Below are 22,331 nucleotides of genomic sequence, written 5' to 3'. Positions count from 1 at the left end.
TTAGCGCACGCCCGCCTGGCGCAGGGCCGCCGGGGTGTAGTCGCTTTCCTTGGCCGGGAAGCCAAACTCGTAGGCCTGCTTCTCTTCGTTCTTCATGCCCAGGGCAAGGTAACGACCGGACAGCAGGTCATACAGGGTTTCCACGGTGTACCACGGTACCTGATGGTTGTAGTAGTACTGGTTGTGCGCTTCGGCAACACGCCACAGGGTGCCACGGCCGTCGTAGTGGTCGATGGCACTGGCTTGCCAGGTATCTTCGTCGATGAAGAAGTCACGCTTGGCATAGATGTGACGCTCACCCTGCTTCAGGGTAGCGGTCACGTGCCATACGCGGTGCAACTCGTAACGGCTCAGGTCCTGGTTGATGTGGCCAGCCTTGATCACGTCGGCGTACTTCAGGTCCGGCGAGTCCAGCTTGTAGGTGTTGTAGGGAATGTAGATTTCCTTCTTGCCGTTGAGCTTCCACTCGTAGCGATCCGGAGCACCGTTGTACATGTCGAAGTTGTCGGAAGTACGCAGGCCGTCGGCGGCGGTACCCGGACCGTCATAGGACACCTGCGGAGCACGGCGTACACGACGCTGACCGGCGTTGTACAGCCAGGCCAGACGCGGTTCCTTGACCTGGTCGAGGGTCTCGTGAACCAGCAGTACGTTACCGGCCAGACGCGACGGAGCAGTTACGCGCTGTTTGAAGTAGAACAGCACGTTGCTTTCCTTGCTCTTGTCCACGTCGGCCAGCGCACCACGGAAGGTGAACTCGTCAACGAAGTAGACCAGCGAGTAGGAACCGTTGGCCTGCGGGGTGGCCTGGGTCACGAAACGCTTGACGCTACCACCCCGGTAACGGGTGATGTGGTTCCAGATAACTTCCAGACCGTTCTGCGGGATCGGGAACGGGTTGGCGGTATCGAAGTTGGCCAGGCCGTTGCCGTTCTGCACCATCACGGTATTGGTGGCGTTGCGCTTGGTCGCTTCGATCACGCTATCCGGTACGCTGGCGCTACGGTGAGTCGGGTAAACCGGCATGCGGTAGCTTTGCGGATAACGCTTGAACATGGCCAGCTGACCGGGGGTCAGCTTGTCCTTGTACTGCTCGACGTTCTCGGCAGTGATGACGAACAGCGGCTTCTCGCTGGCAAACGGATCCTGCAGGAAACCACGTGCATCTACAGTGCCGGCGTTCTTCGGCAGACCACCGGTCCAGGCCGGGATGGTGCCGTCGGCATTGCCAGCCATTTCCGCACCCAGCGGAGTCAGGGTAGTGCCCAGCTTGGCGGCTTCATCGGCAGAAACCGCTGCCATCACGCTGCTCGCCAGCAGGGACAGGCCCAGCACACCGGTTTGCAGCAGGAGTTTCTTGGCTTTCATCGTATCTTTCGTCCTTATTCTGATGATATGCACAAATTAGAAGTTCATACCAAAGCTGAGCGAGACGAAGTCACGGTCAACCGAGGTGTTGTACTTGCCACCGAAGAACTCGGTAACTGCCAGGTTGGCGGTGTAGGCGTTCTGGTATTCCGCTTCCAGCCCCAGGCTGACTGCCTTGGCACCTTCAGTGAACAGGCCGTTGGGGCCATAGCCATCAACGTCATGCGACCAGGACACGCTCGGCTTCAGGTTCACACCGGCAAAGACGTCGTTGTAGTCCCAGATGGCACGTGCACGGTAGCCCCAAGAGGTGCTGGTGACGAAACCATCGTCTTCGCAGTACTTGCTGACATTCTCCGGAGAAGTACCAGCACCTGCACCATTCAAGGTGCCTTTGTTAAGAGCTACGCAAGTCGAACTCAACCCAGCACCAAATACTGGACCCGCAGTGTTGCCCAAATTCCCTGGGAGCGGGCCAGGACCGAAGACGGGATCACGGCCATAGCGCAGCTCACTGCTATTCTCAAGGCCACCAACATGAGTAACACCCAGCTCACCCACCAGCGTCATACGAGATGCGCCCATTACCTGATCAAAGAAATGGGTGAAGGTGGTCTGGAACTGGGTGATCTCCTTGCGGCGATAACCATGCTGATCTTGGCCGGGAGTTCCCTGGAGCAAGGATACGTTTTGCCGACCCGGCAGCGGAGTCAGACCGGAATACAGAATATCGGTGGTATTTAGCTGCACAGGAGCATTCGGACGGTAGCTGACCTCACCGCTCCAAGCGGTACCGGTAGGCAGCGTGGTGGAAAAACTCAGGCCATAAAGCTGAATATCCTCTGGGTACTCCATGAAGTACTGGGATTGCCCCGCTACACGGAGAGGCGTCAGAGCGCCACCTGGACCAAGGGCACCATATGCTGAAAGAGGGGCGCCTGTCGCGCTGTAAATCGGCGCACGGCTATGATAATTCATGAAGTACGCACCGAACTCGGTGTCCAGCGGTTCTGCAAAATAACGGAAAGCCGTACCCCACTGTCCACTATCACGAGCATCTCGGTCTGCTCCGCGCGGGACCAAGACACCCTCCTCATTAAAGTTAACCCCATTTGCTGCCAGCAAACCCTGAGCACCGGCAGAGAGGGTTCGGGAACTATTGAGCAAACGATGGTTGTCAGTACAGCCATCAGCCACCACATCTGGCTGGGCGAAGAAGGTGCCGCAGTTATCCACTACGGTCTGATCCCACTCGATCTGATAGAAGGCTTCAGCGGACAGGTTGTCGGTCAGACTCTGCGAAACATAGAACATATTGACCGGAATCAGACCTTCCTTGATTTCGGCACCCGGACGGCGGAAAGCAGCCACGTCAATAGGGTTGATCGAGTTGATGCTGTTCTGGATAAAGGTACTCTCACCCCAGTTAATTACCTGTTTACCCAAACGCACCGAACCTGGTTGGTCCATCACGGAGTAGTTGTGATAGACAAAGGCATCGAGAATTTCGCCGCCGGAGGATTGAGCGCCCTCTTTGCGGTTGCTATCGCTGATATCTTTGAAGAGACGCGACTCGTCTTTCAGCTCAAAGTCATACCAGTATTTGCCACGGACAAACGCACCTGAGTCACCATAACGAAGTTCAAGGTCATGAATGCCCTTGAAAATCTTCGAGAAAGTTTCACCACGCTTGAAGTTCTGACGCGAGTCATCAGAAGTCTGCGACAAGCCCTTGCCACCATTGTTCGCGCCAATCAGGTCTTTATCCGCCTTGGACGTCGACCAACTGGCACCAACCGACAGCGAGGAGTCCAACTGGCCTTCAATTTCCCCAATGTTGAAGGTAACGCCAAAGGCGGGGGCAGCAAGGGTGGATGCGAGGCTGACGGCCAGCGGCAGTTTTGCCAGGCGCCAGGTTTGCTTGGTTTTAGTCATCGACGCTACTCCATGTGTTTTTGTTATGGATGTACGAACTATATCGCTTGCGAGCGGTGCCGCCTGATCCCTCGAAAGAGTGATTTGCGATCCCCCCGGATGCCTCTGCTAAACCGCCCCGAACTGCTCTGGCACGGGGCAAGCGCACAGAATCGCTAATAGACAGCAAATTGCGGGCCAAACGCTCGCTTGACCCAGCAGTCATTTTGTAGCCCAGCACCCGCGCAGGCTACAGGGTAGACAGGAACGGGCTACCGGCGGCCTGCCATTGCTGGATATCCAGGCGAATACGTTTCTTATCCAGCTTGCCAACGCTGGTCTTGGGAATTTCGGTAACAATTGCCACCTGAGTCGGGATTGCCCACTTGTTGATATGCCCCTGCTCGACAAAGGGTTTCAGGTGTTCCTTGAGCTGCCGCGCATCCAGTGCCTGACCATCGCGCAACACCAGCAAGGCAAACGGCCGCTCCCCCCACTGCGGATCGGGCACACCGACCACCGCCACTTCGCGCACCGCAGCGTGCTGGCTGATCAGGTCTTCCAGCTCCAGCGAGGACACCCACTCTCCCCCGGTCTTGATGACATCCTTGATGCGGTCACGAATATCGATGTAGCCCATGCTGTCGATGCAGGCGACATCGCCGGTATGCATCCAGCCGTGCTCCCACAGTTCGGCGCCCTTCTGCGGCTCGCGGAAGTATCCCTGGGTCAGCCAGGGCGCGCGCAAGACCAGCTCGCCCTGGCTTTCCCCGTCATGCGCCAGAAAACGACCCTCAGCATCCATCAGTGCGGCGTCCACCAGGGGCACCGGGATACCGGCCTTGACCCGGTAAGTGACCTGTTCGTCGTCACCCGCTGCGCGCAATTCATCATTGATGTGCGCACAGGAAATCAGCGGACAGGTTTCCGACATGCCGTAGGCGGCTGTCAGCTGGATCCCTTTGGCCTTGGCGGCACGGTACAACGAGGTATTCAGCGCGCTGCCACCGATGATCAGCTTCCAGCCGGCAAAGTCGACGCCCTCAGCCGCCTTGGCATGCATGACCATCTGCAGAATGGTTGGCACGCAGTGAGAGAACGTCACCTGCTCGTCACGCCACAGGCGCACCAGCAGTTCCGGATCGTAACGCCCGGGATAAACCTGTTTGACCCCCAGCATGGTCGCCACGTAAGGCACACCCCAGGCATGCACATGGAACATCGGGGTGATCGGCATGTACACATCATCGCTGCCCATCAGGCGGATACTGTCGAGGCTGCCGAGCACACTGGCCATCGACAGGGTATGCAGCACCAGTTGCCGGTGGGTGAAGTACACCCCTTTAGGGTTGCCTGTGGTGCCGGTGGTGTAGAAGGTAGTCGCCAGCGAGTTCTCGTCGAAGTCCGGGAAATCGTAGTGGCTGGAGGCCCCGGCCAGCAGGCTCTCATACTCGCCCAGCAGGTTCGGTAGCGCGGCGTTCTGTTCACCCGCATCGCTCAGCAGCAGGGTGCTCTGCACCGTGGTCAACTGCCCGGCGATCCCCTGGTACAAGCCGACAAACTCACTGTTGACCAGTACCAGTTTGTCCTCGGCATGATTCATGGTGTAGAGAATCTGCTCGGGCGACAGACGAATGTTGATGGTATGCAGCACCGCACCGATCATCGGGATGGCGAACATGCATTCCAGGTAGCGATGGCTGTCCCAGTCCATCACCGCGACCGTATCGCCAGCCTTTACACCCGCAGCACTGAGCACATTGGCCAGACGCGCCACACGCTCGTTGAAGGTGGCATAGCTGTAGCGCAACTGGTCGCGATAGACGATTTCACGGGTCTTTTCGTAGCGCGCGCCCGACAGCAACAGGCGCTTGATCAGCAAGGGATAGGCGTAGGCGTTGTCCGCCGCGGGGAGAATACGGGTCTGCAGCATGGCATTACCTTGGACTTGTTGTTGTAGAAGAAGCCATCGCCGGCGGGATAACGCCGACGCTTGCCGCACTCTAGTCAGCCAGGCAATGCTGATTCATCAGTCAAAGGAATGATTTGCCAGACCGGTAGCGCGCCACATCAACGGCTACCGGCAGACCACAGACTAATCGCCGATGCGCCAGCCGTTACTGATCGGGTAACGCCTGTCACGCCCGAAGCCACGCTGGGTAACACGCGGCCCAATGGCCGCCTGACGGCGCTTGTACTCATTGATATCCACCAGGCGCAGTACACGCTGCACCGTGTCGGCGGCAAAACCGGCGGCAATGATGGCCTGTGCGGACTGATCTTCCTCGACGTAGCGGCGAAGGATTTCATCGAGTACGGGGTAAGGTGGCAGTGAGTCCTCGTCTTTCTGGTCGGGCGCCAGTTCGGCGGAAGGCGGACGGTCGATGACCCGCTGCGGAATGACCTCTCCGGCCAGGCTGTTGCGGTATTCACAGAGGCGGAACACCAGGGTCTTTGGCACATCCTTGAGCACATCGAAACCACCCGCCATGTCGCCATACAGGGTGGCATAACCCACGGCCATCTCGCTTTTGTTGCCGGTGGTCAGCACCAGATACCCCAGCTTGTTGGACATGGCCATCAACAAGGTGCCACGGCAACGCGCCTGCAGGTTTTCTTCCGTGGTATCGCGCTGGCGACCGGCAAACACCGGCTCCAGGGTATTCATGAAGGCCTCGACCATCGGTGCAATCGGTAACACCCGATAGTTCACGCCCAGCGTACGGGCCTCGGCTTCGGCATCCTCCAGACTGATCTGCGCCGTGTAGTGATACGGCATCATCACTGCGTCCACCCGCTCGGCGCCCAGCGCGTCAACGGCGATCGCCAGGGTCAGGGCCGAATCGATGCCGCCGGACAGCCCCAGCAATACCCCCTTGAAGCCATTTTTCCGCACATAGTCGCGCACACCAAGCACCAGCGCCTGGTAGACACTGGCCTCCAGCTCGGGCAAAGGCGCGCAAGCACCCGCCTGCACGCGCAGGGTACCGGCTTCGCGATAACAGTCCACCTGCTCCAGGCTTTCCGTAAACGCCAGTGCACGCTGCAGCACACGGCCATCGGCGGCCATCACGCAGCTACCGCCATCGAATACCAGTTCGTCTTGGCCGCCGACCTGGTTGACATACAGAATCGGCAGCGCCACTTCACTCGCCCGCTGCGCCAGCATGCGCTCGCGCTCGGCCTGCTTGTCCAGATGAAAGGGTGAGGCATTCAGGCTGACCAACAGCTCGGCGCCGGCTGCCAGGGCCTGCGCTGCGGGCTCGGCGTGCCAGATATCCTCGCAGATGGTCAGCCCCAGGCGTACCCCCTTGACCTCGACCACACAGGGCTGCTGCCCTGCCGTGAAATAGCGCTTTTCATCGAATACCTTGTAGTTGGGCAGGCGCTGCTTGGCATAGCGCGCCTGCACCTGACCGTCGGCCAGCAACACGGCGCAGTTGTAGCAATGCTCACCCTCACGCCAGGGCAAACCGAGCAGCAGACTGATGCCCTGCACGTCCTGACAGAGACGCTGCAAAGCCGCCTCGATACGTCGCTGCATGCTCGCACGCAGCAGCAGGTCCTCGGGCGGATAGCCACACAGGCTCAACTCCGGCAACACCAGCAGGTCAGCCTGCTGCTGGCGGGCCTGTGCCGCCACCTCGATGATGCGTTGCACGTTGCCATCGATATCGCCCACCCGCAGGTTGAGCTGGGCCATCACGACTCGCAAGGCCGGGGTCATTGCCGCTCTCCAGAAAAACACGGCCCAGCGGCCGCCAAAGACGGCCATTGTCCCGCATTGCCTGGCCCCCGACAACGCGCCCAGGCGTTTGCCGCAACGCGGCCAGACACCCTAAACTGCAAGCCCAATCTTCCTGCGAGCCTGCCATGGGTATTGTCCGTCTTGTTATTCTGCTGGCCCTGATACTGGCCGCCCTGTGGCTGTGGCGACGCCTGCGACGCAGTGCCGGGCAGCCACCACGCGACAGTCAGCCGATGGTGCGCTGCGCCCACTGTGCCGCCTTTGTCCCGCAACAGCGCGCGATTGCCTTCCAGCAGCAATGGTACTGCTGCCCCGAGCATCTCCCGCAGGATCGTTCGTGAGCCCGCAGGACCTGGCTTTCAGCGGCGCCCCCGCACGACGCCTGCTGCGCCTGTACCATCTTTACCGGCTGAGCATCGGCCTGGCGCTGCTGGTGCTGATCGCCAGCAGCCTCGACGACCAGTTGCTAAACATGGCCCACGCCCAGCTGTTCCGCTACGGCAGCTGGTTCTACCTGGGGTTCAACCTGCTGGTGAGCCTGCTGGTCAATCGCCCACGCCACCTGTTACAGGTCTTCAGCCTGGCGCTCGGCGATATCCTGCTGCTTGGCGCCCTGTTCTACGCTGCCGGCGGCACCCCCAGCGGTATCGGCCATCTGATGGTCATCTCCGTGGCGATCGCCAATATCCTGCTGCATGGACGCATCGGCCTGCTGATCGCGGCGGCAGCGGCCAGTGGCATCATCTACCTGACCTTTTATCTGAGCCTGGCCCATCCTGGGGCAGCCGGGCAGTTCCTGCAGGCTGGCGGTCTGGGCGCGCTATGTTTTGCCGTGGCCCTGTTTGTCCAGGGACTGACCAAGCGCCTGCAACAGAGCGAGAGCCTGGCCGAGCAGCGCGCCGCCGAGCTGGCCAACCTGGAAGAACTCAACGAGCTGATCATCCAGCGCATGCGCACCGGCATTCTCGTGCTGGATAGCCAGCACCGGGTTCTACAGGCCAACCAGGGCGCCCTGAGCCTGATCGGCAAGAACAAGCTGGTGGGAAAAATCCTCGACCCCTTCGCCCCGGAGCTGATCCGCCGCCTGCAGCAATGGCTGATCAATCCGACGCTGCGTTCGGAAGGTCTGCAGACCTCGCCGACGGGCCCACTGCTGCAACCCAGCTTTGTTCCCCTGCAGCGTAACGGGCAGACACACACCCTGGTCTTTCTCGACGACCTGTCGCAGGTCGCCCAGCAGGCCCAGCAACTCAAGCTGGCGTCACTGGGACGCCTGACCGCCGGCATCGCCCACGAAATCCGCAACCCACTGGGGGCCATCAGCCATGCCGCGCAACTGTTGCAGGAGTCCGAGGCACTGGACCCCGCCGACCAGCGCCTGGCGCAGATCATCCAGGACCATTCGCGGCGCATGAACCTGGTGATCGAGAATGTCCTGCAACTGTCACGCCGACGCCAGGCCGAACCCCAGCTACTCGATCTGAAATACTGGCTACATCGCTTCGCCAGCGACTTCCGCAGCAACCACGCCAGCGACAAGTACAGCCTGCACCTGGAAACCAGCAGCGGCAGCCTGCAGACGCGCATGGACCCGCACCAGCTGACCCAGGTAATCAGCAACCTGGTACAGAACGGCCTGCGTTATAGTGCCCAGCGCCACAAGCACGGCCAGGTCTGGCTCAAACTGTTCCGTGACAGCGACAGTGATCTGCCAGTACTGGAAGTGCTGGACGACGGCCCTGGCGTGCAGCCGGAACAACTGCAGCACATTTTCGAACCCTTCTTTACCACCGAGAACAAAGGGACCGGCCTGGGCCTGTATATTTCTCGCGAGCTGTGCGAGAGCAACCAGGCCCGCCTCGACTATGAACCCCGCGAAGGCGGCGGCAGCTGCTTCCGCATCACCTTCGCCCACCCACGCAAACTGAGCTGAGCATGACCCGCCAGAGAGCCCTGATCGTCGACGACGAGCCCGACATTCGCGAACTGCTGGAAATCACCCTGGGTCGCATGAAGCTCGATACGCGCAGCGCCCGCAATGTCCGCGAGGCACGCGACTGGCTGGCCCGCGAGCCGTTCGATCTGTGCCTGACCGACATGCGCCTGCCCGATGGCACCGGTCTGGAACTGGTGCAGTTCATCCAGCAGCGCTACCCGCAAACCCCGGTGGCGATGATCACCGCCTATGGCAGCCTGGACACCGCGATTGGCGCGCTCAAGGCCGGCGCCTTCGACTTCGTTACCAAACCGGTGGACCTGGCGCGCCTGCGCGAACTGGTCAACAGCGCCTTGCGCCTGCAGGAGCAGCAGGCCGGCGATGCCCCCAGCGACGAGCGGCTGCTCGGCAACTCGCCACCCATGCAGCAGCTGCGTAGCCAGATCGGCAAGCTGGCGCGCAGCCAGGCACCGGTCTACATCAGTGGCGAGTCCGGCAGTGGCAAGGAACTGGTCGCCCGCCTGATCCATGAACAGGGCCCGCGCGCCGACAAACCGTTCGTGCCGGTCAACTGCGGGGCCATCCCTTCCGAGCTGATGGAAAGCGAATTCTTCGGCCACAAGAAAGGCAGTTTCACCGGAGCCATCGAAGACAAGCAGGGCCTGTTCCAGGCGGCTCAGGGCGGCACGCTGTTTCTTGACGAAGTGGCCGACCTGCCGCTGGGCATGCAGGTCAAGCTGCTGCGCGCCATTCAGGAAAAAGCCGTGCGGGCGGTCGGCGGACAACAGGAAATGCTGGTGGATGTGCGCATCCTCTGCGCCACGCACAAGGACCTGGCTGCCGAGGTGGCTGCCGGGCGCTTCCGCCAGGACCTGTTCTACCGGCTGAACGTCATCGAGCTACGCGTACCGCCGCTGCGCGAGCGCCGCGAGGACATCCCGTTGCTCGCCAGCGTCCTGCTGCAACGCCTCAACCAGTGCAGCCATAACAACGTGCAACTGAGCGAGGATGCCATCACCAAGCTGCAGAGCTACCGCTTCCCCGGCAACGTGCGAGAGCTGGAGAACATGCTGGAGCGCGCTTACACCCTGTGCGAGCACGAGCGGATCGAGGCGCGCGATCTGCGCCTGGCTGATAGCAGCCTGCCCAGCGACGGCGGCGAAACCAGCCTGGCCCAGGTCGACAATCTGGAAGACTACCTGGAAGCCATCGAGCGCAAGCTGATCATGCAGGCGCTGGAAGAAACCCGCTGGAACCGCACGGCCGCGGCCGAGCGCCTGGGCATGAGCTTTCGCTCCATGCGCTACCGCCTGAAAAAGCTGGGTATCGACTGAAGCCAAGACCGACTGGTCAGCCATGAGGCTTGCAGGTCAGTGAACAAGCGTTAACCATGTTGATACTTTCAACTGCAAAGAGCCCACCATGCTGCGATTTCTTCCCGCCCCCCTGCGCGGCCTGATAGCCAGCCTGATCCTGGCAGCCAACACCCTGTTCTGGTGCTGGCCGCTGTTCGCCCTGGCCCTGCTCAAGCTGCTCATCCCCATCCCGTTCATCCAGCGCCAACTGCGCTTTGTCATGCACTGGATCGCGGAAACCTGGATTGCCATCAACAGCCTGTGGATGGACCTGGTACAACCCATTCGCTGGGACGTGCAGGGCCTGCAGGGCCTGGACAAGCAGCACTCCTACCTGGTGACCAGCAACCACCAGAGCTGGGTGGACATCCTGGTGCTGCAATACCAGTGCAACCGACGCATTCCGCTGCTCAAGTTCTTCCTCAAGCAGGAGCTGATCTGGGTACCGGTGATCGGCCTGTGCTGGTGGGCGCTGGAATTCCCCTTCATGAAACGCTACAGCAAGGCCTACCTGGCCAAATACCCGGAAAAGCAGGGCAAGGACCTGGAAACCACCCGCAAGGCCTGCGAGCGCTACAAGACCAATCCGGTATCGGTGTTCAATTTTCTCGAAGGCACCCGTCTTACCCCGGCCAAGCACAGCCAGCAGCAGTCACCCTTCCAGTACCTGCTCAAGCCCAAGGCCGGCGGTATCGCCTTCGTCCTCGACGCCATGGGCGAGCAGCTCAGCGCACTGGTCAACGTCACCCTCCACTATCCCGACGGCAATCCGAGCTTCTGGAGCCTGCTCAGTGGCCAGGTACACAGCGTGGTGATGCGCGTGGAAACCCTGGAAATTCCCGCCGAGTTCCTGGGCAAAAGCTACGACAGCGATGAACAGTACCGTCTGCAGTTCCAGCAGTGGGTCAACCAGCTATGGCAAGCCAAGGATCGCCAACTGCAGGACCTGCACCAGCGCTATCCGGTCATTCGCCGCTGATCCCTAACGCTCCGCTGATTAAGAAAACGCCCCGCTGATGCGGGGCGTTTTGCTAGCGACACACGTTAATACTGCGCGTTGGGCAACGGCCGCAGATTGATCTCGACACGGCGGTTTTGCGCCCGTCCGGATTCTGTGGCATTGCTGGCCACCGGCTGGTCAGGCCCCATGCCGCGCGTGGTAATACGCATGCCGTTAACGCCCTGCGCCATCAGGTAACTGGCCACACTCTGCGCACGACGCTGCGAGAGATTCAGGTTGTAGGCGTGAGCGCCCACATTGTCGGTATGCCCGACAATCTCGATGCTGTTCTGGTCGTACAGGCGGAAGGAGTTGGCCAGGTTGTTCAACGGCGCATAGAAGTTGCCGGCGATATCGGCAGAGTTGGTGGCAAAAGTGATGTTGCCCGGCATGATCAGCTGGATATTGTCTCCCTGGCGCTGCACCTCGACCCCGGTTCCCTGCATGCTGCGGCGCAGCTCGGCTTCCTGTTTGTCGGCATAGTAGCCGTAGCCACCACCCGCCGCCGCACCTACGGCCGCGCCAATCAGCGCACCTTTGGTACGGTCCTTCTTGCTGGATGTCGCCGCCCCCACCGCCGCACCGGCAATCGCCCCGACAGTGCCGTAGGTGGTCGACTTGCGCATCTGTCCGTCATCGCGCACATAAGGGTTCTGCACCGCACAACCAGCCCCCAATGCCACGGCAGTGGCCAGCAAGAGCATTCGCGAAGGTCTGAACATCATGGTGAATCTCCCGTATTCAACAGCCAGGCCAAGTGCCTTGCCGAATTGGAGCACGCCGGGCGGAAAAGATTCCGTGCTCAGGCACGCACGAAGGGGTTGTCACGCATTTCGTCGCCCAGCCGGGTATCCGGGCCATGCCCGGTGACCACGGTGGCATCCTCGTCCAGGCAATACAGGCGCTGGCGAATCGAGCGCTCGATGGTCGAGTAATCGCCACCCCACAAATCCGTGCGACCAATACCGCGTTTGAACAGCGTGTCACCGGCAATCAGCAACTTGGCATCGGCAAACCAGAAGCTCATCGAGCCCGGCGTATGACCCGGCGTGTGCAACGCCACACCACAGCCGCAGGCCAGCTCCTCGTCATCACTGAGCCACTGATCCGGTGCCGGCACCGGCGTGTAAGGCACACCAAACATGCGGCACTGCATTTCCAGGTTGTCCCAGAGGAACTGGTCTTCCTTGTGCAGGTGCAGCGTCGCGCCGGTCTTCTCCTTCATCTGCCCCGAAGCGAGAAAATGATCGAGATGGGCGTGGGTGTGGATGATGCTCACCACCTTCAGCCCATGAGCCTCCAGACGCGCCATGATCAGCTCAGGATTGCCGCCCGGATCTACCACTACGGCCTTCTTGGTCACAGGGTCGCCGATGATCGTGCAGTTGCACTGCAAAGGGCCAACGGGGAAGGTTTCGCGTATTAGCGCGGCTTTTGCGGGTTCCATGGGTATTCCTGTAGGATAAATGGCACATTTTTGGCACAGTGCGATTGACGATGGCGACGATCAGGAAGAAAGGTCCATACCAGTGGCACGCCCAAATCAGGCGTAAAGGGTGGCCCCAACAGACCCGCACTTTCAACACCCAGGCTGAAGCGAAAGCTTGGGCAACGATGATCGAGCGCGAAATGGACGCCGGCGTCTTCGTCAGCCGTAACGAAGCGGAATCAACCTCCTTCGCCAAAGCCCTGGAGATGTACGCCGAGCAGGTTACTAGCAAGAAGCGCAGTAGCGACTCCGAGCTATCCCGCATCCAGGCTCTGCAACGCCATCCGCTGGCCCTACGATCACTCGCCAGTATCCGTGGCGCCGACATGGCCAGCTACCGCGATCAACGCCTCGCAGAGGGGCTGGCAGCGGCCACAGTCCGTCGCGAGCTTGCTTTGATTTCTCATGTCTTCACCATCGCTCGCAAAGAGTGGCGTATGGAGTCCTTGAGCAACCCCGTGGAGCTGATTCGCCAGCCCAGTGTTGATGACGCCAGAGATAGACGCATCTTGAGCGCAGACGTTTGGACACTGCGCGACGGCGTACTGATTTGCGAGCACCTCGATGAGCTGGAAATGATTTACCGCTACTCGCGCTCGGCCGAGCTGCCGAAGATCGTCGCCTTCGCCGTGGAAACGGCGATGCGCCGAAGCGAGATAGCCGGCCTGCTGCGCAGCAACGTAAACCTGGCCAAGCGGGTTGCCCTACTGCCCATGACCAAGAACGGAACCGCCCGTGGCGTCCCCCTATCCAGCAAGGCGGTGGAGATACTGGAAAGTCTCACCAAACGCGACGATGGCCGCTGTTTTAAAAGCCGGCCGGACTCAATCACCAAGGCTTTCGCGGACGCCATCGTCGATGCACGCAGCGCCTACGCAGAAGGGCTAAGCCTTCACCTCAAACAGAAAAAGCTTTCTCAGGCCAAGATCGACAAACACATCAGCGACGATCCGTTTCTGATGGATTTGCGCTTTCATGACCTGCGCCACGAAGCCACCTCGCGCCTGGCCGAAATTTTCCCGCTGCATGAGTTGACCAAAATCACCGGACACCAAGACACACGGATGCTGATGCGCTATTACCACCCGAGGACGGAAGATTTAGCTAAAAAACTGCTATGAGCACTCAGAAAAGAAGTCGTAGCGTAAGCCGCTAAAATGACCGCCCCGCCAGCCCCAATCAACGCCAAACAAGGTACATTTACGCCAATCGAGCACAATCAGCAGTACCGGAATGGAGCGACCAGGCCGGCTTGAAAGGGAATTGGGGTTATGGACAAAAAGTCGCTTTCCGAACGGGACATCTGCAGCAAATACATCGCTCCGGCCATTCAGCAAGCCGGCTGGGATATGCACAAGCAGGTGCGCGAGGAAGTCAGCTTTACCAAGGGCCGCATCATCGTCCGCGGCAAGCTCCACAGCCGGGGCGAATCGCGCCGCGCCGACTTCATCCTCTACCACCAGGCCAACCTGCCCATCGCCATCATCGAAGCGAAGGACAACAAGCACTCGATTGGCTCCGGCATGCAGCAGGCGCTGGGCTATGCCGAGGCGTTGGATGTGCCCTTCGTGTTCTCCAGCAACGGCGATGGCTTTCTGTTCCATGACCGCAGCGGCACTGGCGCTCAGGTCGAAAGCGAGCTGAGCCTCGCCGAGTTCCCCAGCCCCGATGAGCTCTGGCAACGCTACTGCCAGTGGAAGGGGCTGGACGACCAGGCCCGGCACAAGGTCGCCGCGCCTTACTACGACGACGGCTCCGGGCGCATGCCGCGCTACTACCAGATGAACGCCATCAACCGCACGGTTGAAGCCGTGGCGCGTGGGCAGGACCGCGTGCTGCTGGTCATGGCCACCGGTACCGGCAAGACCTACACCGCCTTCCAGATCATCTGGCGGCTGTGGAAGTCCGGGCAGAAGAAACGCATCCTCTTCCTCGCCGACCGCAACATCCTGGTCGACCAGACCAAGAACAACGACTTCAAACCCTTCGGCCAGGCGATGACCAAGATCGCCAAACGCCAGATCGACACCTCCTACGAGATCTACCTGTCGCTCTATCAGGCCGTTACCGGCGCTGAAGAGGAGATGAACGTCTACAAGCAGTTCTCCCGCGACTTCTTCGACCTGATCGTCATCGATGAATGCCACCGCGGCAGCGCCGCTGAGGATTCCGCCTGGCGCGAGATTCTCGACTACTTCTCCAGCGCCACCCACGTCGGCCTCACCGCCACGCCGAAGGAAACCAAGGACGTTTCCAGCATCACCTACTTCGGTGAGCCGGTGTACAGCTACACCCTCAAGCAGGGCATCGAAGACGGCTTTCTTGCCCCTTACAAAGTGGTGCGCATCGACTTCGACAAAGACCTGCAAGGCTGGCGGCCGCCCAAGGGCATGCTCGACAAGAACGGCGAGCTGATCGAAGACCGCATCTACAACCTCAAGGACATGGACCGCACCCTGGTCATCGAGGCGCGTACCCAGCTGGTCGCGCAGAAGGTCACCGAGTTCCTCAAGGCCACCGATCCGTTCCAGAAAACCATTGTTTTTTGCGACGACATCAACCATGCCGAGCGCATGCGCCAGGCCTTGGTCAACCTCAACCCCGAGCGGGTGGCCGAGAACCGCAAGTACGTCATGCGCATCACCGGCGACGATCAGGAAGGCAAGGCCGAGCTGGACAACTTCATCAACCCGGAAGAGCGCTACCCGGTCATCGCCACCACCAGCAAGCTGATGACCACCGGCGTCGATGCCCAGACCTGCAAGCTGATCGTCCTCGACCAGCACATCAAGTCGATGACCGAGTTCAAGCAGATCATCGGTCGCGGCACCCGCATCAACGAAGACTTCGGCAAGTACTGGTTCACCATCATGGACTTCAAGAAGGCCACCGAGCTGTTTGCCGACCCGGCCTTCGACGGTGACCCGGTGGTGATCTACGCCCCCGAGGGCGATGAGTCCCCCGTGCCACCGGACAGCCCGCTGGCCGATGAAGACGGCATCACTGCAGGCATGCCCGATCAGCCCACAGATGTTGAGTTCACCGGCGAGCAAGACGGCAAGAAGCGCATCAAGTACGTCATCGACAACCTGCCGATCTACGTCATCGCCGAACGCGTGCAGTACTACGGGCCGGACGGCAAGCTGATCACCGAGTCGCTGCACGACTACACCCGTGCCTGCGTGCACAAGCAGTTCGCCTCGCTGGATGACTTCCTGCGCCGCTGGAGTGATGCCGAGCAGAAGAAGGCCATCATCGACGAAATGGCTGCCCAGGGCGTGATGTGGGAGGCCCTGGCCGAAGAAGTGGAAAAGAAGCAGGGCAAGCCGCTCGATCCGTTCGATCTGATCTGCCACGTCGCCTTCGACCAGCCGCCGCTGTCGCGCAAGGAGCGCGCCGAGCAGGTCAAGAAGCGCAACTACTTCGCCAAATATTCCGGTGCAGCCCGCCAGGTGCTGGAAGCGCTGCTGGATAAGTACGCCGACACCGGCATCGAGCACATCGAGGACATCAAGATCCTCCAGCTCGACCCCTTCAGCCAGATCGGTGCGCCCATCGAGCTGGTCAAGGCGTTTGGCGGGAGGCCTTCCTTTACGGCGGCAGTACGCGATCTTGAGCAAGCCATCTATGAGCATGCCCAATGAGCCGGGTGATTTGCATCAGCGCGGGGCAGCTACAAGTTAAAAAGGCCGATACCCCAATCAACCGTCGCCACCAATACTTGAACTACGGCCTGCTCTCGCTGGCCACGGTGCTGCAGCGCCACGGGTTTGATCCTGTAGTGCTCCACGGTCACTTCGATCGTCCGGAATCACTGTTACTGAAAGCAGAAAATCTGGGGCTGGATAAGTCCTTACCTGTCCTTATTTCCCTGCCCAGCTTCTATGCCGTGGAGTGGGCGGATCTGTTCATGCGCCAGGCAAAAGCGCTGTACCCTTCGCTGCGCTTTATTGTCGGTGGTCGCTGGGTAGTGGGGGATAACCCGGAGCGCCTCAAGGCTCTGCTGCCCTTGGCAGATCGGGTGATCGCCGGTCTGGCGGAGTGGCAAATTGTCGAGTTGCTGGGGGGGACGCGAAATGCCACCGGGTTATTGCTGGGCAGCCCGGCATCACAGAGTTCGATACTGGATTACCGGCTGCTACATCAGCGTGAGCTCTACCAGCCCAGCATTGAAGTTTCACGCGGCTGCGGCATGGGCTGCAGCTTCTGTCAGGAGCGCAGCGAGCGCCTGCAACCGCTAAAGCCTGCCAGTCAGGTTGTCGAGGAGCTGGGGGCGACATTGCTGCGAGACAACCTGATTGAAATGACACCGTATTTTGAGGCCTCGATGTTTGTGCCGACCAAGGGCTGGGTCGCCGATTTTGCCGAGGCCTTGTCAGAGGCCGAGCTGGAGCTGCGCTGGCGCAGTGAAGGCCGCGTCGACAACATTCGCCCGGAACTGATGGCCGACCTTGCCGCAACCGGCCTCACAGTACTTGATCTGGGGCTGGAGAGCGCCAGCCTACAGCAGTTACAGAGGATGCAGAAAAGCAAGAAACCACAAGGTTACCTGGACAGAGCCTCCCGCCTGCTGGAGGCCTGTGCCGTCAATGGCATCAAGGTCAAAGTGAACCTGCTGATGTTTGCCGGCGAAACTGACGATAGCCTGGCTGAAACGCTCAATTGGCTGGATGCACGCAAGGATCAGTTCCACGGCGTATCGGTCGGGCCGGTTATCGTCTATGGCTGGCCGCAAGAGAGCGAAAGTTATTTGAATGAGCTTTCAGCCTTTGGTGCATCCCTCAGCCACTCGCCTTGTTTCGGCGTAAACCACCTGAATCTCAGCCCACAGATGAGTCATGCGCGGGCGCTGGCAGTTTCCCGTGAAATCAGCCAGCGCTACATGGATGCCGAGCACTATTACCAGCTGAAGTCTTTTTCCTACTTCGCACGTGACTACCGTTACCCGGACTTTCTCGAAGATGTAGCCAATACCAGCGTGCCGCTGAGCTTCGATACGTCCCGCCTCACATTGCCGGCCCGTGAAGGTCGCCATTCACCTGAATTAACTGTGTAAGCCACTATGTCTATCTCCAGTACCATCAAATCCATCCAGGACATCATGCGCAAGGACGTCGGCGTCGACGGCGACGCTCAGCGCATTGGCCAGCTCGTGTGGATGCTGTTCCTCAAGATCTTCGATGACCGCGAGCAGGAGTGGGAACTGCTGGATGACGCCTATCGCTCGCCGATTCCAGAAAGCTGCCGCTGGCGCACCTGGGCTGCCGACCCGGAAGGCATTACTGGTGACGAGCTGAAGAACTTCATCGACAACAACCTGTTCCCGCAGCTGCAGAACCTCCACGAATACAGCATCACTCCAGCCGCCTACGTGGTGCGTGGCGTATTCGAGGATGCCTACAACTACATGAAGTCCGGCCAGCTTATCCGCCAGGTGATCAACAAGATCCAGGAGGGTGTGGACTTCAACAAGGCGCAAGAGCGTCATGCCTTCGGCGACATGTACGAGCAGTTGCTGCGCGACCTGCAGAGTGCCGGCAACGCCGGTGAGTTCTACACGCCGCGCCCGGTCACCGAATTTATGGTGCGCATGGTCGATCCCAAGCTGGACGAGAAGGTCATGGACCCGGCCTGCGGCACTGGCGGCTTCCTTACCTGCACGATCGAGCACAAGCGCAAGCGCTACGTGAATACCGCCGAGGACGAGCGCGTGCTGCAAGCCAGCATCTTCGGCGTGGAGAAAAAGCCGCTGCCGCACCTGCTGGCCACAACCAATATGATCCTGCACGGCATCGAGGTGCCCAGCCAGATCAAGCACGACAATACCCTGAGCCGCCCGCTGATCAGCTGGGGGCCGGGCGAGCGGGTCGACTGCATCGTCGCCAACCCGCCGTTCGGTGGGATGGAAGAAGATGGCATCGAAACCAACTTCCCCGCCGCCTTCCGCACCCGCGAGACCGCTGACCTGTTCCTGGTGCTGATCATGCACCTGCTCAAGGACGGCGGCCGCGCCGCCGTGGTGCTGCCCGATGGTTTTCTGTTCGGCGAAGGCATCAAGAGCCGAATCAAGGAAAAGCTGCTGACCGAGTGCAACTTGCACACCATCGTTCGCCTGCCCAATGGCGTGTTCAACCCCTACACCGGCATCAAGACCAACCTGCTGTTCTTCACCAAGGGCACGCCGACCAAAGAGGTGTGGTTCTACGAGCACCAGTACCCGGCCGGCTACAAGAGCTACTCCAAGACAAAGCCCATGCGCATTGAGGAGTTTGCGGTGGAGGAAGCCTGGTGGGGCAGCGAGGCCGATGGCTTTGCCGCACGGGAAGAAAACGAATTCGCCTGGAAGGTCAGCCTTGAAGAACTCAAGGCGCGCAACTGGAACCTCGACTGCAAGAACCCGCATGTGGGCGAGCAGATCAGCCACGACCCGGACGAACTGCTGCGTAACTACGCCAGCCTGCAGGACGAAATCAGCGACCTGCGCGACCAGCTCAAGGCGGTACTGGCCGAGGCCCTGGAGCGCCAGGTATGACGGCGCTGCTCACCGACAACCTGCCGTTGCTGGCCGGCGCACCGAATGGCATCAAAAAGCTGCGTGAGCTGATTCTGGAATTGGCGGTGCGTGGCAAGTTGGTGTCGCAAGATCCGAGTGATGAACCGGCCAGTGAGTTGCTAAAGCGGATTGCTGAGGAAAAGGCACGGTTAGTTGTCGCAGGTAAAAAGGGCAAGCAGCAGGCTGAGATTAATGACAAGGAGCAACCATTCTCCGTGCCTCAGAGCTGGAGCTGGGTGCGACTTGGGAGTTGTCTTGAGATGATCAATGGGCGCGCATTCAAGCCAACAGAATGGATAGCTGCGGGCCTTCCTATTGTCAGAATCCAAAACCTGAATAAACCAGATGCGCCGTTTAACTATTGCGACCCAGATACTGTCGATGATCGCCATGTCATCGACACAGGGACAATACTCATCAGCTGGTCAGGCACACCTGGAACTTCATTCGGGGCATTCATTTGGGAACGAGGAAAAGCGGCTTTAAACCAGCATATTTTTTCTTGCTTTCAGGTAGGCGACGCATTTTTCGATAAGTTTCTAAAACTGGCAATTAATACTCGCTTAGAAGAGCTGATTGCTAAAGCTCACGGCGGAGTAGGACTTCAGCATGTGACGAAAGGCAAGCTAGAGGCACTTACTCTCGTCTTGCCTCCACTCGCCGAACAACACCGCATCGTCGCCAAAGTCGATGAACTGATGGCCTTGTGCGACCGCCTGGAAGCCCAGCAGGCCGACGCCGAAAGCGCCCACGCCCAACTGGTGCAGGCACTGCTCGACAGTTTGACCCAGGCCAGCGACGCCGAAGACTTTGCCCAGAGCTGGCAACGCCTGGCCGAACACTTCCACACGCTGTTCACCACCGAATCCAGCATCGACGCCCTCAAGCAAACCCTGCTGCAACTGGCCGTAATGGGCAAACTGGTGCCGCAAGATTCCAACGATGAGCCGGCCGATGAGTTAGTCGGGAAAATTGCTAAAGAGATTGCGCAGCTTCATTCAGAGGGAAAAATTAGAAAGCCAAAGCCTGTAAGTCCTGTCTCTACAGAAGAAGCAGGATTTGAATCGCCTCAAGGTTGGAGGTGGTTGAGGCTTTCGCAGATAACTAGGCAGCTAGGTGATGGCCTGCACGGCACGCCGATTTACAGCCAAGACGGCGCATACCATTTTGTGAATGGCAACAACTTAAAGGATGGCAAGATAGTCATCAAACCGGAAACCAAGACTGTTAGTGAGAGTGAGTATTCAAAACATAAGAAACCCTTAGATGAACAAAGCATTTTAGTTTCAATCAACGGCACTATCGGCAATGTTGCATTTTACAATTCTGAAAAAGTCGTCCTAGGGAAAAGCGCCTGCTACTTCAATCTTGCTGGCGGGATATCCAAGCACTTTGTTAGATTGTTGATTGAAGCGCCTGGCTTTATGGAATATGCCTTGAAGAGTGCGACTGGGACCACAATCAAGAATCTTGGTCTCAAAGCAATGAATGACTATCCAATTGCTCTTCCGCCCCTCGCAGAACAACACCGAATCGTCGCCAAAGTCGACCAACTCATGGCCCTCTGCGACCAACTGAAAACCCGCCTGACCCAGGCCCGCCAACTCAACGAACAACTGGCCAGCACCCTGGTCGAGCAGGCGGTGGCGTGATGAGTGAAACCTTCAATATCTACTGCGATGAATCCTGCCATCTGGAGAACGATGGTCAGAAGGCCATGGTGCTGGGGGCCGTCTGGTGCCCGGAGGCCAAGCGTCTGGAGATTGCCCAACGTCTGCGTGAAATCAAGGTCAGGCACAAGCTGCCGGCGGATTTCGAGATCAAGTGGACCAAGGTCGGTGCGACCAAGCTGCAGTTCTACCTGGACTGCATCGACTATTTCTTCGATGACGATGACCTGCATTTCCGCGCCCTGATCGTGGCCGACAAGGCGCGCCTCAATCATCAGCAGTACCGGCAGAGCCATGATGACTGGTACTACAAGATGTACTTCTCGATGCTCAAGACCATCTTCGAGCCAGATGCCGGTTATCACGTTTACATCGACATCAAGGACACCCTAGGGCATGAGAAGGTCGCCAAGCTGCATGAGGTGTTGGCCAACAACGCCTATGACTTCTCGCGCAGGGTGATTCGCCGGGTGCAACGCATCCACTCCCATGAGGCGGAGCAACTGCAGCTGGCTGACTTGCTCATCGGCGCGCTGTCCTATCTGCATCGCGGGCTTGCCGGCAGTGAAGCCAAGCAGCGCCTGATCGAACGTATCCGCGAGCGCAGCCACTACAACCTCAAGCAGAACACGCTGCTGCGTGAGTCCAAGTTCAACCTGTTCCTCTGGAACGGGAGCGCTGGGGTATGAGCCTGCCGGGGTGGCTGCCACCACTGGAGGAGCTGAAGGCTTACGGGGGCGATTTTGCTCGTTACCTGGACGCCATCTACCAGATCTTCTGTGCCGACTTCGTTGTTTCGAAACCTGTGTTTGCCGGTAAGCGCTTGAGCTTGAAACGCCACCCGATCATCCAGGGTAGGGAAGCCACCTTCTGGCACATGATTTCCGAAGGCAACGACGAAGCAGAACGTCTGCCCGACTTGAGACGTTGTGAGCGCATCCGCTGGCCCAGGCCGATTATCGAAAATACTGAAGACGCCGCGCTCAAGGTCTGGCGCGAGCCAAACGGTTCAGGTCATCGCGTGCTGATCTGGTTTGCCGAAGCCGAATACCTGGTGGTACTGGACGAGCGCAAGGACTACATCCTGCCCTGGACGGCCTACCCGGTTGAGCGGGAGCATCAGCAGAGAAAACTGGAGAAGCGTTGGGAGCGGTATAGCGAGGGGAATTAGGCTGGCCGCGCCCTCCGCAGGAGGACGGGGCCGTTACTCCTTCTACGCTGACACCCGAAGGCTGGTAGATGAGCTGGTGCGAACAGTAGGTGCTGCCGGGCACAATTTCAAGTCACGTTACGTTAAT

The 22,331-nt window shown here is 59.5% G+C and carries 17 protein-coding genes; 11 read left to right on the top strand and 6 right to left on the bottom strand.

Annotated elements, in window-relative coordinates; all coding sequences use genetic code 11:
• The 4 genes from CFY91_RS08940 to CFY91_RS08925 form a co-directional block, all read right to left on the bottom strand.
• Complete coding sequence (locus CFY91_RS08940) at positions 1-1,368, bottom strand: DUF1329 domain-containing protein (RefSeq protein ID WP_093986003.1); 1,368 nt, start codon at positions 1,366-1,368, stop codon at positions 1-3.
• A 36-nt stretch (positions 1,369-1,404) separates the two neighbouring features.
• Complete coding sequence (locus tag CFY91_RS08935) at positions 1,405-3,303, bottom strand: DUF1302 domain-containing protein (protein WP_093986002.1); 1,899 nt, start codon at positions 3,301-3,303, stop codon at positions 1,405-1,407.
• Between the two features lie 229 nt (positions 3,304-3,532).
• Positions 3,533-5,215, bottom strand: coding sequence for a fatty acid--CoA ligase (locus CFY91_RS08930; RefSeq protein WP_093986001.1), 1,683 nt, complete (start codon positions 5,213-5,215; stop codon positions 3,533-3,535).
• Between the two features lie 162 nt (positions 5,216-5,377).
• Positions 5,378-7,009, bottom strand: coding sequence for an NAD+ synthase (locus CFY91_RS08925; protein ID WP_093986000.1), 1,632 nt, complete (start codon positions 7,007-7,009; stop codon positions 5,378-5,380).
• 146 nt (positions 7,010-7,155) lie between these two features.
• Between CFY91_RS08925 and CFY91_RS08920 the strand changes: the two genes are divergently transcribed.
• The 4 genes from CFY91_RS08920 to CFY91_RS08905 all read left to right on the top strand — a co-directional run bounded on the left by CFY91_RS08920 (position 7,156) and on the right by CFY91_RS08905 (position 11,300).
• A complete protein-coding gene (locus tag CFY91_RS08920; protein WP_170307402.1) occupies positions 7,156-7,371 on the top strand; it encodes a PP0621 family protein in 216 nt (71 codons plus the stop codon).
• On the top strand, positions 7,368-8,963 hold the full coding sequence (locus tag CFY91_RS08915) for a sensor histidine kinase (RefSeq protein ID WP_229727126.1): 1,596 nt from the start codon (positions 7,368-7,370) through the stop codon (positions 8,961-8,963). The genes CFY91_RS08920 and CFY91_RS08915 overlap by 4 nt, the downstream gene beginning before the upstream one ends.
• Positions 8,964-8,965: 2 nt before the next feature.
• On the top strand, positions 8,966-10,300 hold the full coding sequence (locus CFY91_RS08910; RefSeq protein ID WP_093985998.1) for a sigma-54-dependent transcriptional regulator: 1,335 nt from the start codon (positions 8,966-8,968) through the stop codon (positions 10,298-10,300).
• Between the two features lie 88 nt (positions 10,301-10,388).
• Positions 10,389-11,300 (top strand): acyltransferase, encoded by a 912-nt coding sequence (locus tag CFY91_RS08905; protein ID WP_093985997.1) that lies wholly within the window; start codon positions 10,389-10,391, stop codon positions 11,298-11,300.
• A gap of 65 nt (positions 11,301-11,365) precedes the next feature.
• On the opposite strand, the gene CFY91_RS08900 is transcribed toward CFY91_RS08905, so the two are convergent.
• Both CFY91_RS08900 and CFY91_RS08895 read right to left on the bottom strand, forming a co-directional pair.
• Positions 11,366-12,043: a YiaD family glycine zipper/OmpA-like lipoprotein gene (locus tag CFY91_RS08900; protein ID WP_093986052.1), complete on the bottom strand. Its 678-nt coding sequence runs from the start codon at positions 12,041-12,043 to the stop codon at positions 11,366-11,368.
• A gap of 80 nt (positions 12,044-12,123) precedes the next feature.
• Positions 12,124-12,768 carry an MBL fold metallo-hydrolase gene (locus CFY91_RS08895; protein ID WP_093985996.1) on the bottom strand — a complete coding sequence of 215 codons (645 nt, stop codon included), beginning with the start codon at positions 12,766-12,768 and terminating at the stop codon, positions 12,124-12,126.
• A 167-nt stretch (positions 12,769-12,935) separates the two neighbouring features.
• Here CFY91_RS08895 and CFY91_RS08890 point away from each other — a divergent pair, with 167 nt between their 5' ends.
• From CFY91_RS08890 to CFY91_RS08860, 7 genes are all read left to right on the top strand, one after another.
• Complete coding sequence (locus CFY91_RS08890) at positions 12,936-13,931, top strand: tyrosine-type recombinase/integrase (RefSeq protein WP_229727127.1); 996 nt, start codon at positions 12,936-12,938, stop codon at positions 13,929-13,931.
• A 150-nt stretch (positions 13,932-14,081) separates the two neighbouring features.
• Positions 14,082-16,454 carry an EcoAI/FtnUII family type I restriction enzme subunit R gene (hsdR, locus tag CFY91_RS08885; protein WP_093985994.1) on the top strand — a complete coding sequence of 791 codons (2,373 nt, stop codon included), beginning with the start codon at positions 14,082-14,084 and terminating at the stop codon, positions 16,452-16,454.
• The gene (locus tag CFY91_RS08880; RefSeq protein ID WP_093985993.1) at positions 16,451-17,866 is read left to right on the top strand and encodes a B12-binding domain-containing radical SAM protein; all 1,416 of its coding nucleotides are present in this window, start codon (positions 16,451-16,453) and stop codon (positions 17,864-17,866) included. Before hsdR ends, CFY91_RS08880 begins: the two co-directional genes overlap by 4 nt.
• A 6-nt stretch (positions 17,867-17,872) precedes the next feature.
• Entirely contained in the window at positions 17,873-19,342 is a 1,470-nt protein-coding gene (locus CFY91_RS08875) for a type I restriction-modification system subunit M (protein ID WP_093985992.1), read from the top strand.
• A complete protein-coding gene (locus CFY91_RS08870; protein WP_093985991.1) occupies positions 19,339-21,015 on the top strand; it encodes a restriction endonuclease subunit S in 1,677 nt (558 codons plus the stop codon). Before CFY91_RS08875 ends, CFY91_RS08870 begins: the two co-directional genes overlap by 4 nt.
• Entirely contained in the window at positions 21,015-21,722 is a 708-nt protein-coding gene (locus tag CFY91_RS08865) for a DUF3800 domain-containing protein (RefSeq protein WP_093985990.1), read from the top strand. The genes CFY91_RS08870 and CFY91_RS08865 overlap by 1 nt, the downstream gene beginning before the upstream one ends.
• Positions 21,719-22,204: a hypothetical protein gene (locus tag CFY91_RS08860; protein ID WP_093985989.1), complete on the top strand. Its 486-nt coding sequence runs from the start codon at positions 21,719-21,721 to the stop codon at positions 22,202-22,204. Before CFY91_RS08865 ends, CFY91_RS08860 begins: the two co-directional genes overlap by 4 nt.
• Positions 22,205-22,331 lie beyond the last annotated feature (127 nt).

It is taken from the genome of Pseudomonas fluvialis (assembly GCF_002234375.1).
In the GTDB taxonomy this organism is placed as follows: Bacteria; Pseudomonadota; Gammaproteobacteria; order Pseudomonadales; family Pseudomonadaceae; genus Aquipseudomonas; species Aquipseudomonas fluvialis.
Note: the sequence above shows the minus strand (reverse complement) of the source record. Positions and strands in the feature narration are given on the sequence as shown.

What these genes read in the sequence shown, in the direction of transcription:
- CFY91_RS08940 (WP_093986003.1), bottom strand. Translation starts at nt 1,368, where the DNA reads ATGAAAGCCAAGAAACTCCTGCTGCAAACCGGTGTGCTGGGCCTGTCC.
- CFY91_RS08935 (WP_093986002.1), bottom strand. Translation starts at nt 3,303, where the DNA reads ATGACTAAAACCAAGCAAACCTGGCGCCTGGCAAAACTGCCGCTGGCC.
- CFY91_RS08930 (WP_093986001.1), bottom strand. Translation starts at nt 5,215, where the DNA reads ATGCTGCAGACCCGTATTCTCCCCGCGGCGGACAACGCCTACGCCTAT.
- CFY91_RS08925 (WP_093986000.1), bottom strand. Translation starts at nt 7,009, where the DNA reads ATGACCCCGGCCTTGCGAGTCGTGATGGCCCAGCTCAACCTGCGGGTG.
- CFY91_RS08920 (WP_170307402.1), top strand. Translation starts at nt 7,156, where the DNA reads ATGGGTATTGTCCGTCTTGTTATTCTGCTGGCCCTGATACTGGCCGCC.
- CFY91_RS08910 (WP_093985998.1), top strand. Translation starts at nt 8,966, where the DNA reads ATGACCCGCCAGAGAGCCCTGATCGTCGACGACGAGCCCGACATTCGC.
- CFY91_RS08905 (WP_093985997.1), top strand. Translation starts at nt 10,389, where the DNA reads ATGCTGCGATTTCTTCCCGCCCCCCTGCGCGGCCTGATAGCCAGCCTG.
- CFY91_RS08900 (WP_093986052.1), bottom strand. Translation starts at nt 12,043, where the DNA reads ATGTTCAGACCTTCGCGAATGCTCTTGCTGGCCACTGCCGTGGCATTG.
- CFY91_RS08895 (WP_093985996.1), bottom strand. Translation starts at nt 12,768, where the DNA reads ATGGAACCCGCAAAAGCCGCGCTAATACGCGAAACCTTCCCCGTTGGC.
- CFY91_RS08890 (WP_229727127.1), top strand. Translation starts at nt 12,936, where the DNA reads ATGATCGAGCGCGAAATGGACGCCGGCGTCTTCGTCAGCCGTAACGAA.
- hsdR (WP_093985994.1), top strand. Translation starts at nt 14,082, where the DNA reads ATGGACAAAAAGTCGCTTTCCGAACGGGACATCTGCAGCAAATACATC.
- CFY91_RS08880 (WP_093985993.1), top strand. Translation starts at nt 16,451, where the DNA reads ATGAGCCGGGTGATTTGCATCAGCGCGGGGCAGCTACAAGTTAAAAAG.
- CFY91_RS08875 (WP_093985992.1), top strand. Translation starts at nt 17,873, where the DNA reads ATGTCTATCTCCAGTACCATCAAATCCATCCAGGACATCATGCGCAAG.
- CFY91_RS08870 (WP_093985991.1), top strand. Translation starts at nt 19,339, where the DNA reads ATGACGGCGCTGCTCACCGACAACCTGCCGTTGCTGGCCGGCGCACCG.
- CFY91_RS08865 (WP_093985990.1), top strand. Translation starts at nt 21,015, where the DNA reads ATGAGTGAAACCTTCAATATCTACTGCGATGAATCCTGCCATCTGGAG.
- CFY91_RS08860 (WP_093985989.1), top strand. Translation starts at nt 21,719, where the DNA reads ATGAGCCTGCCGGGGTGGCTGCCACCACTGGAGGAGCTGAAGGCTTAC.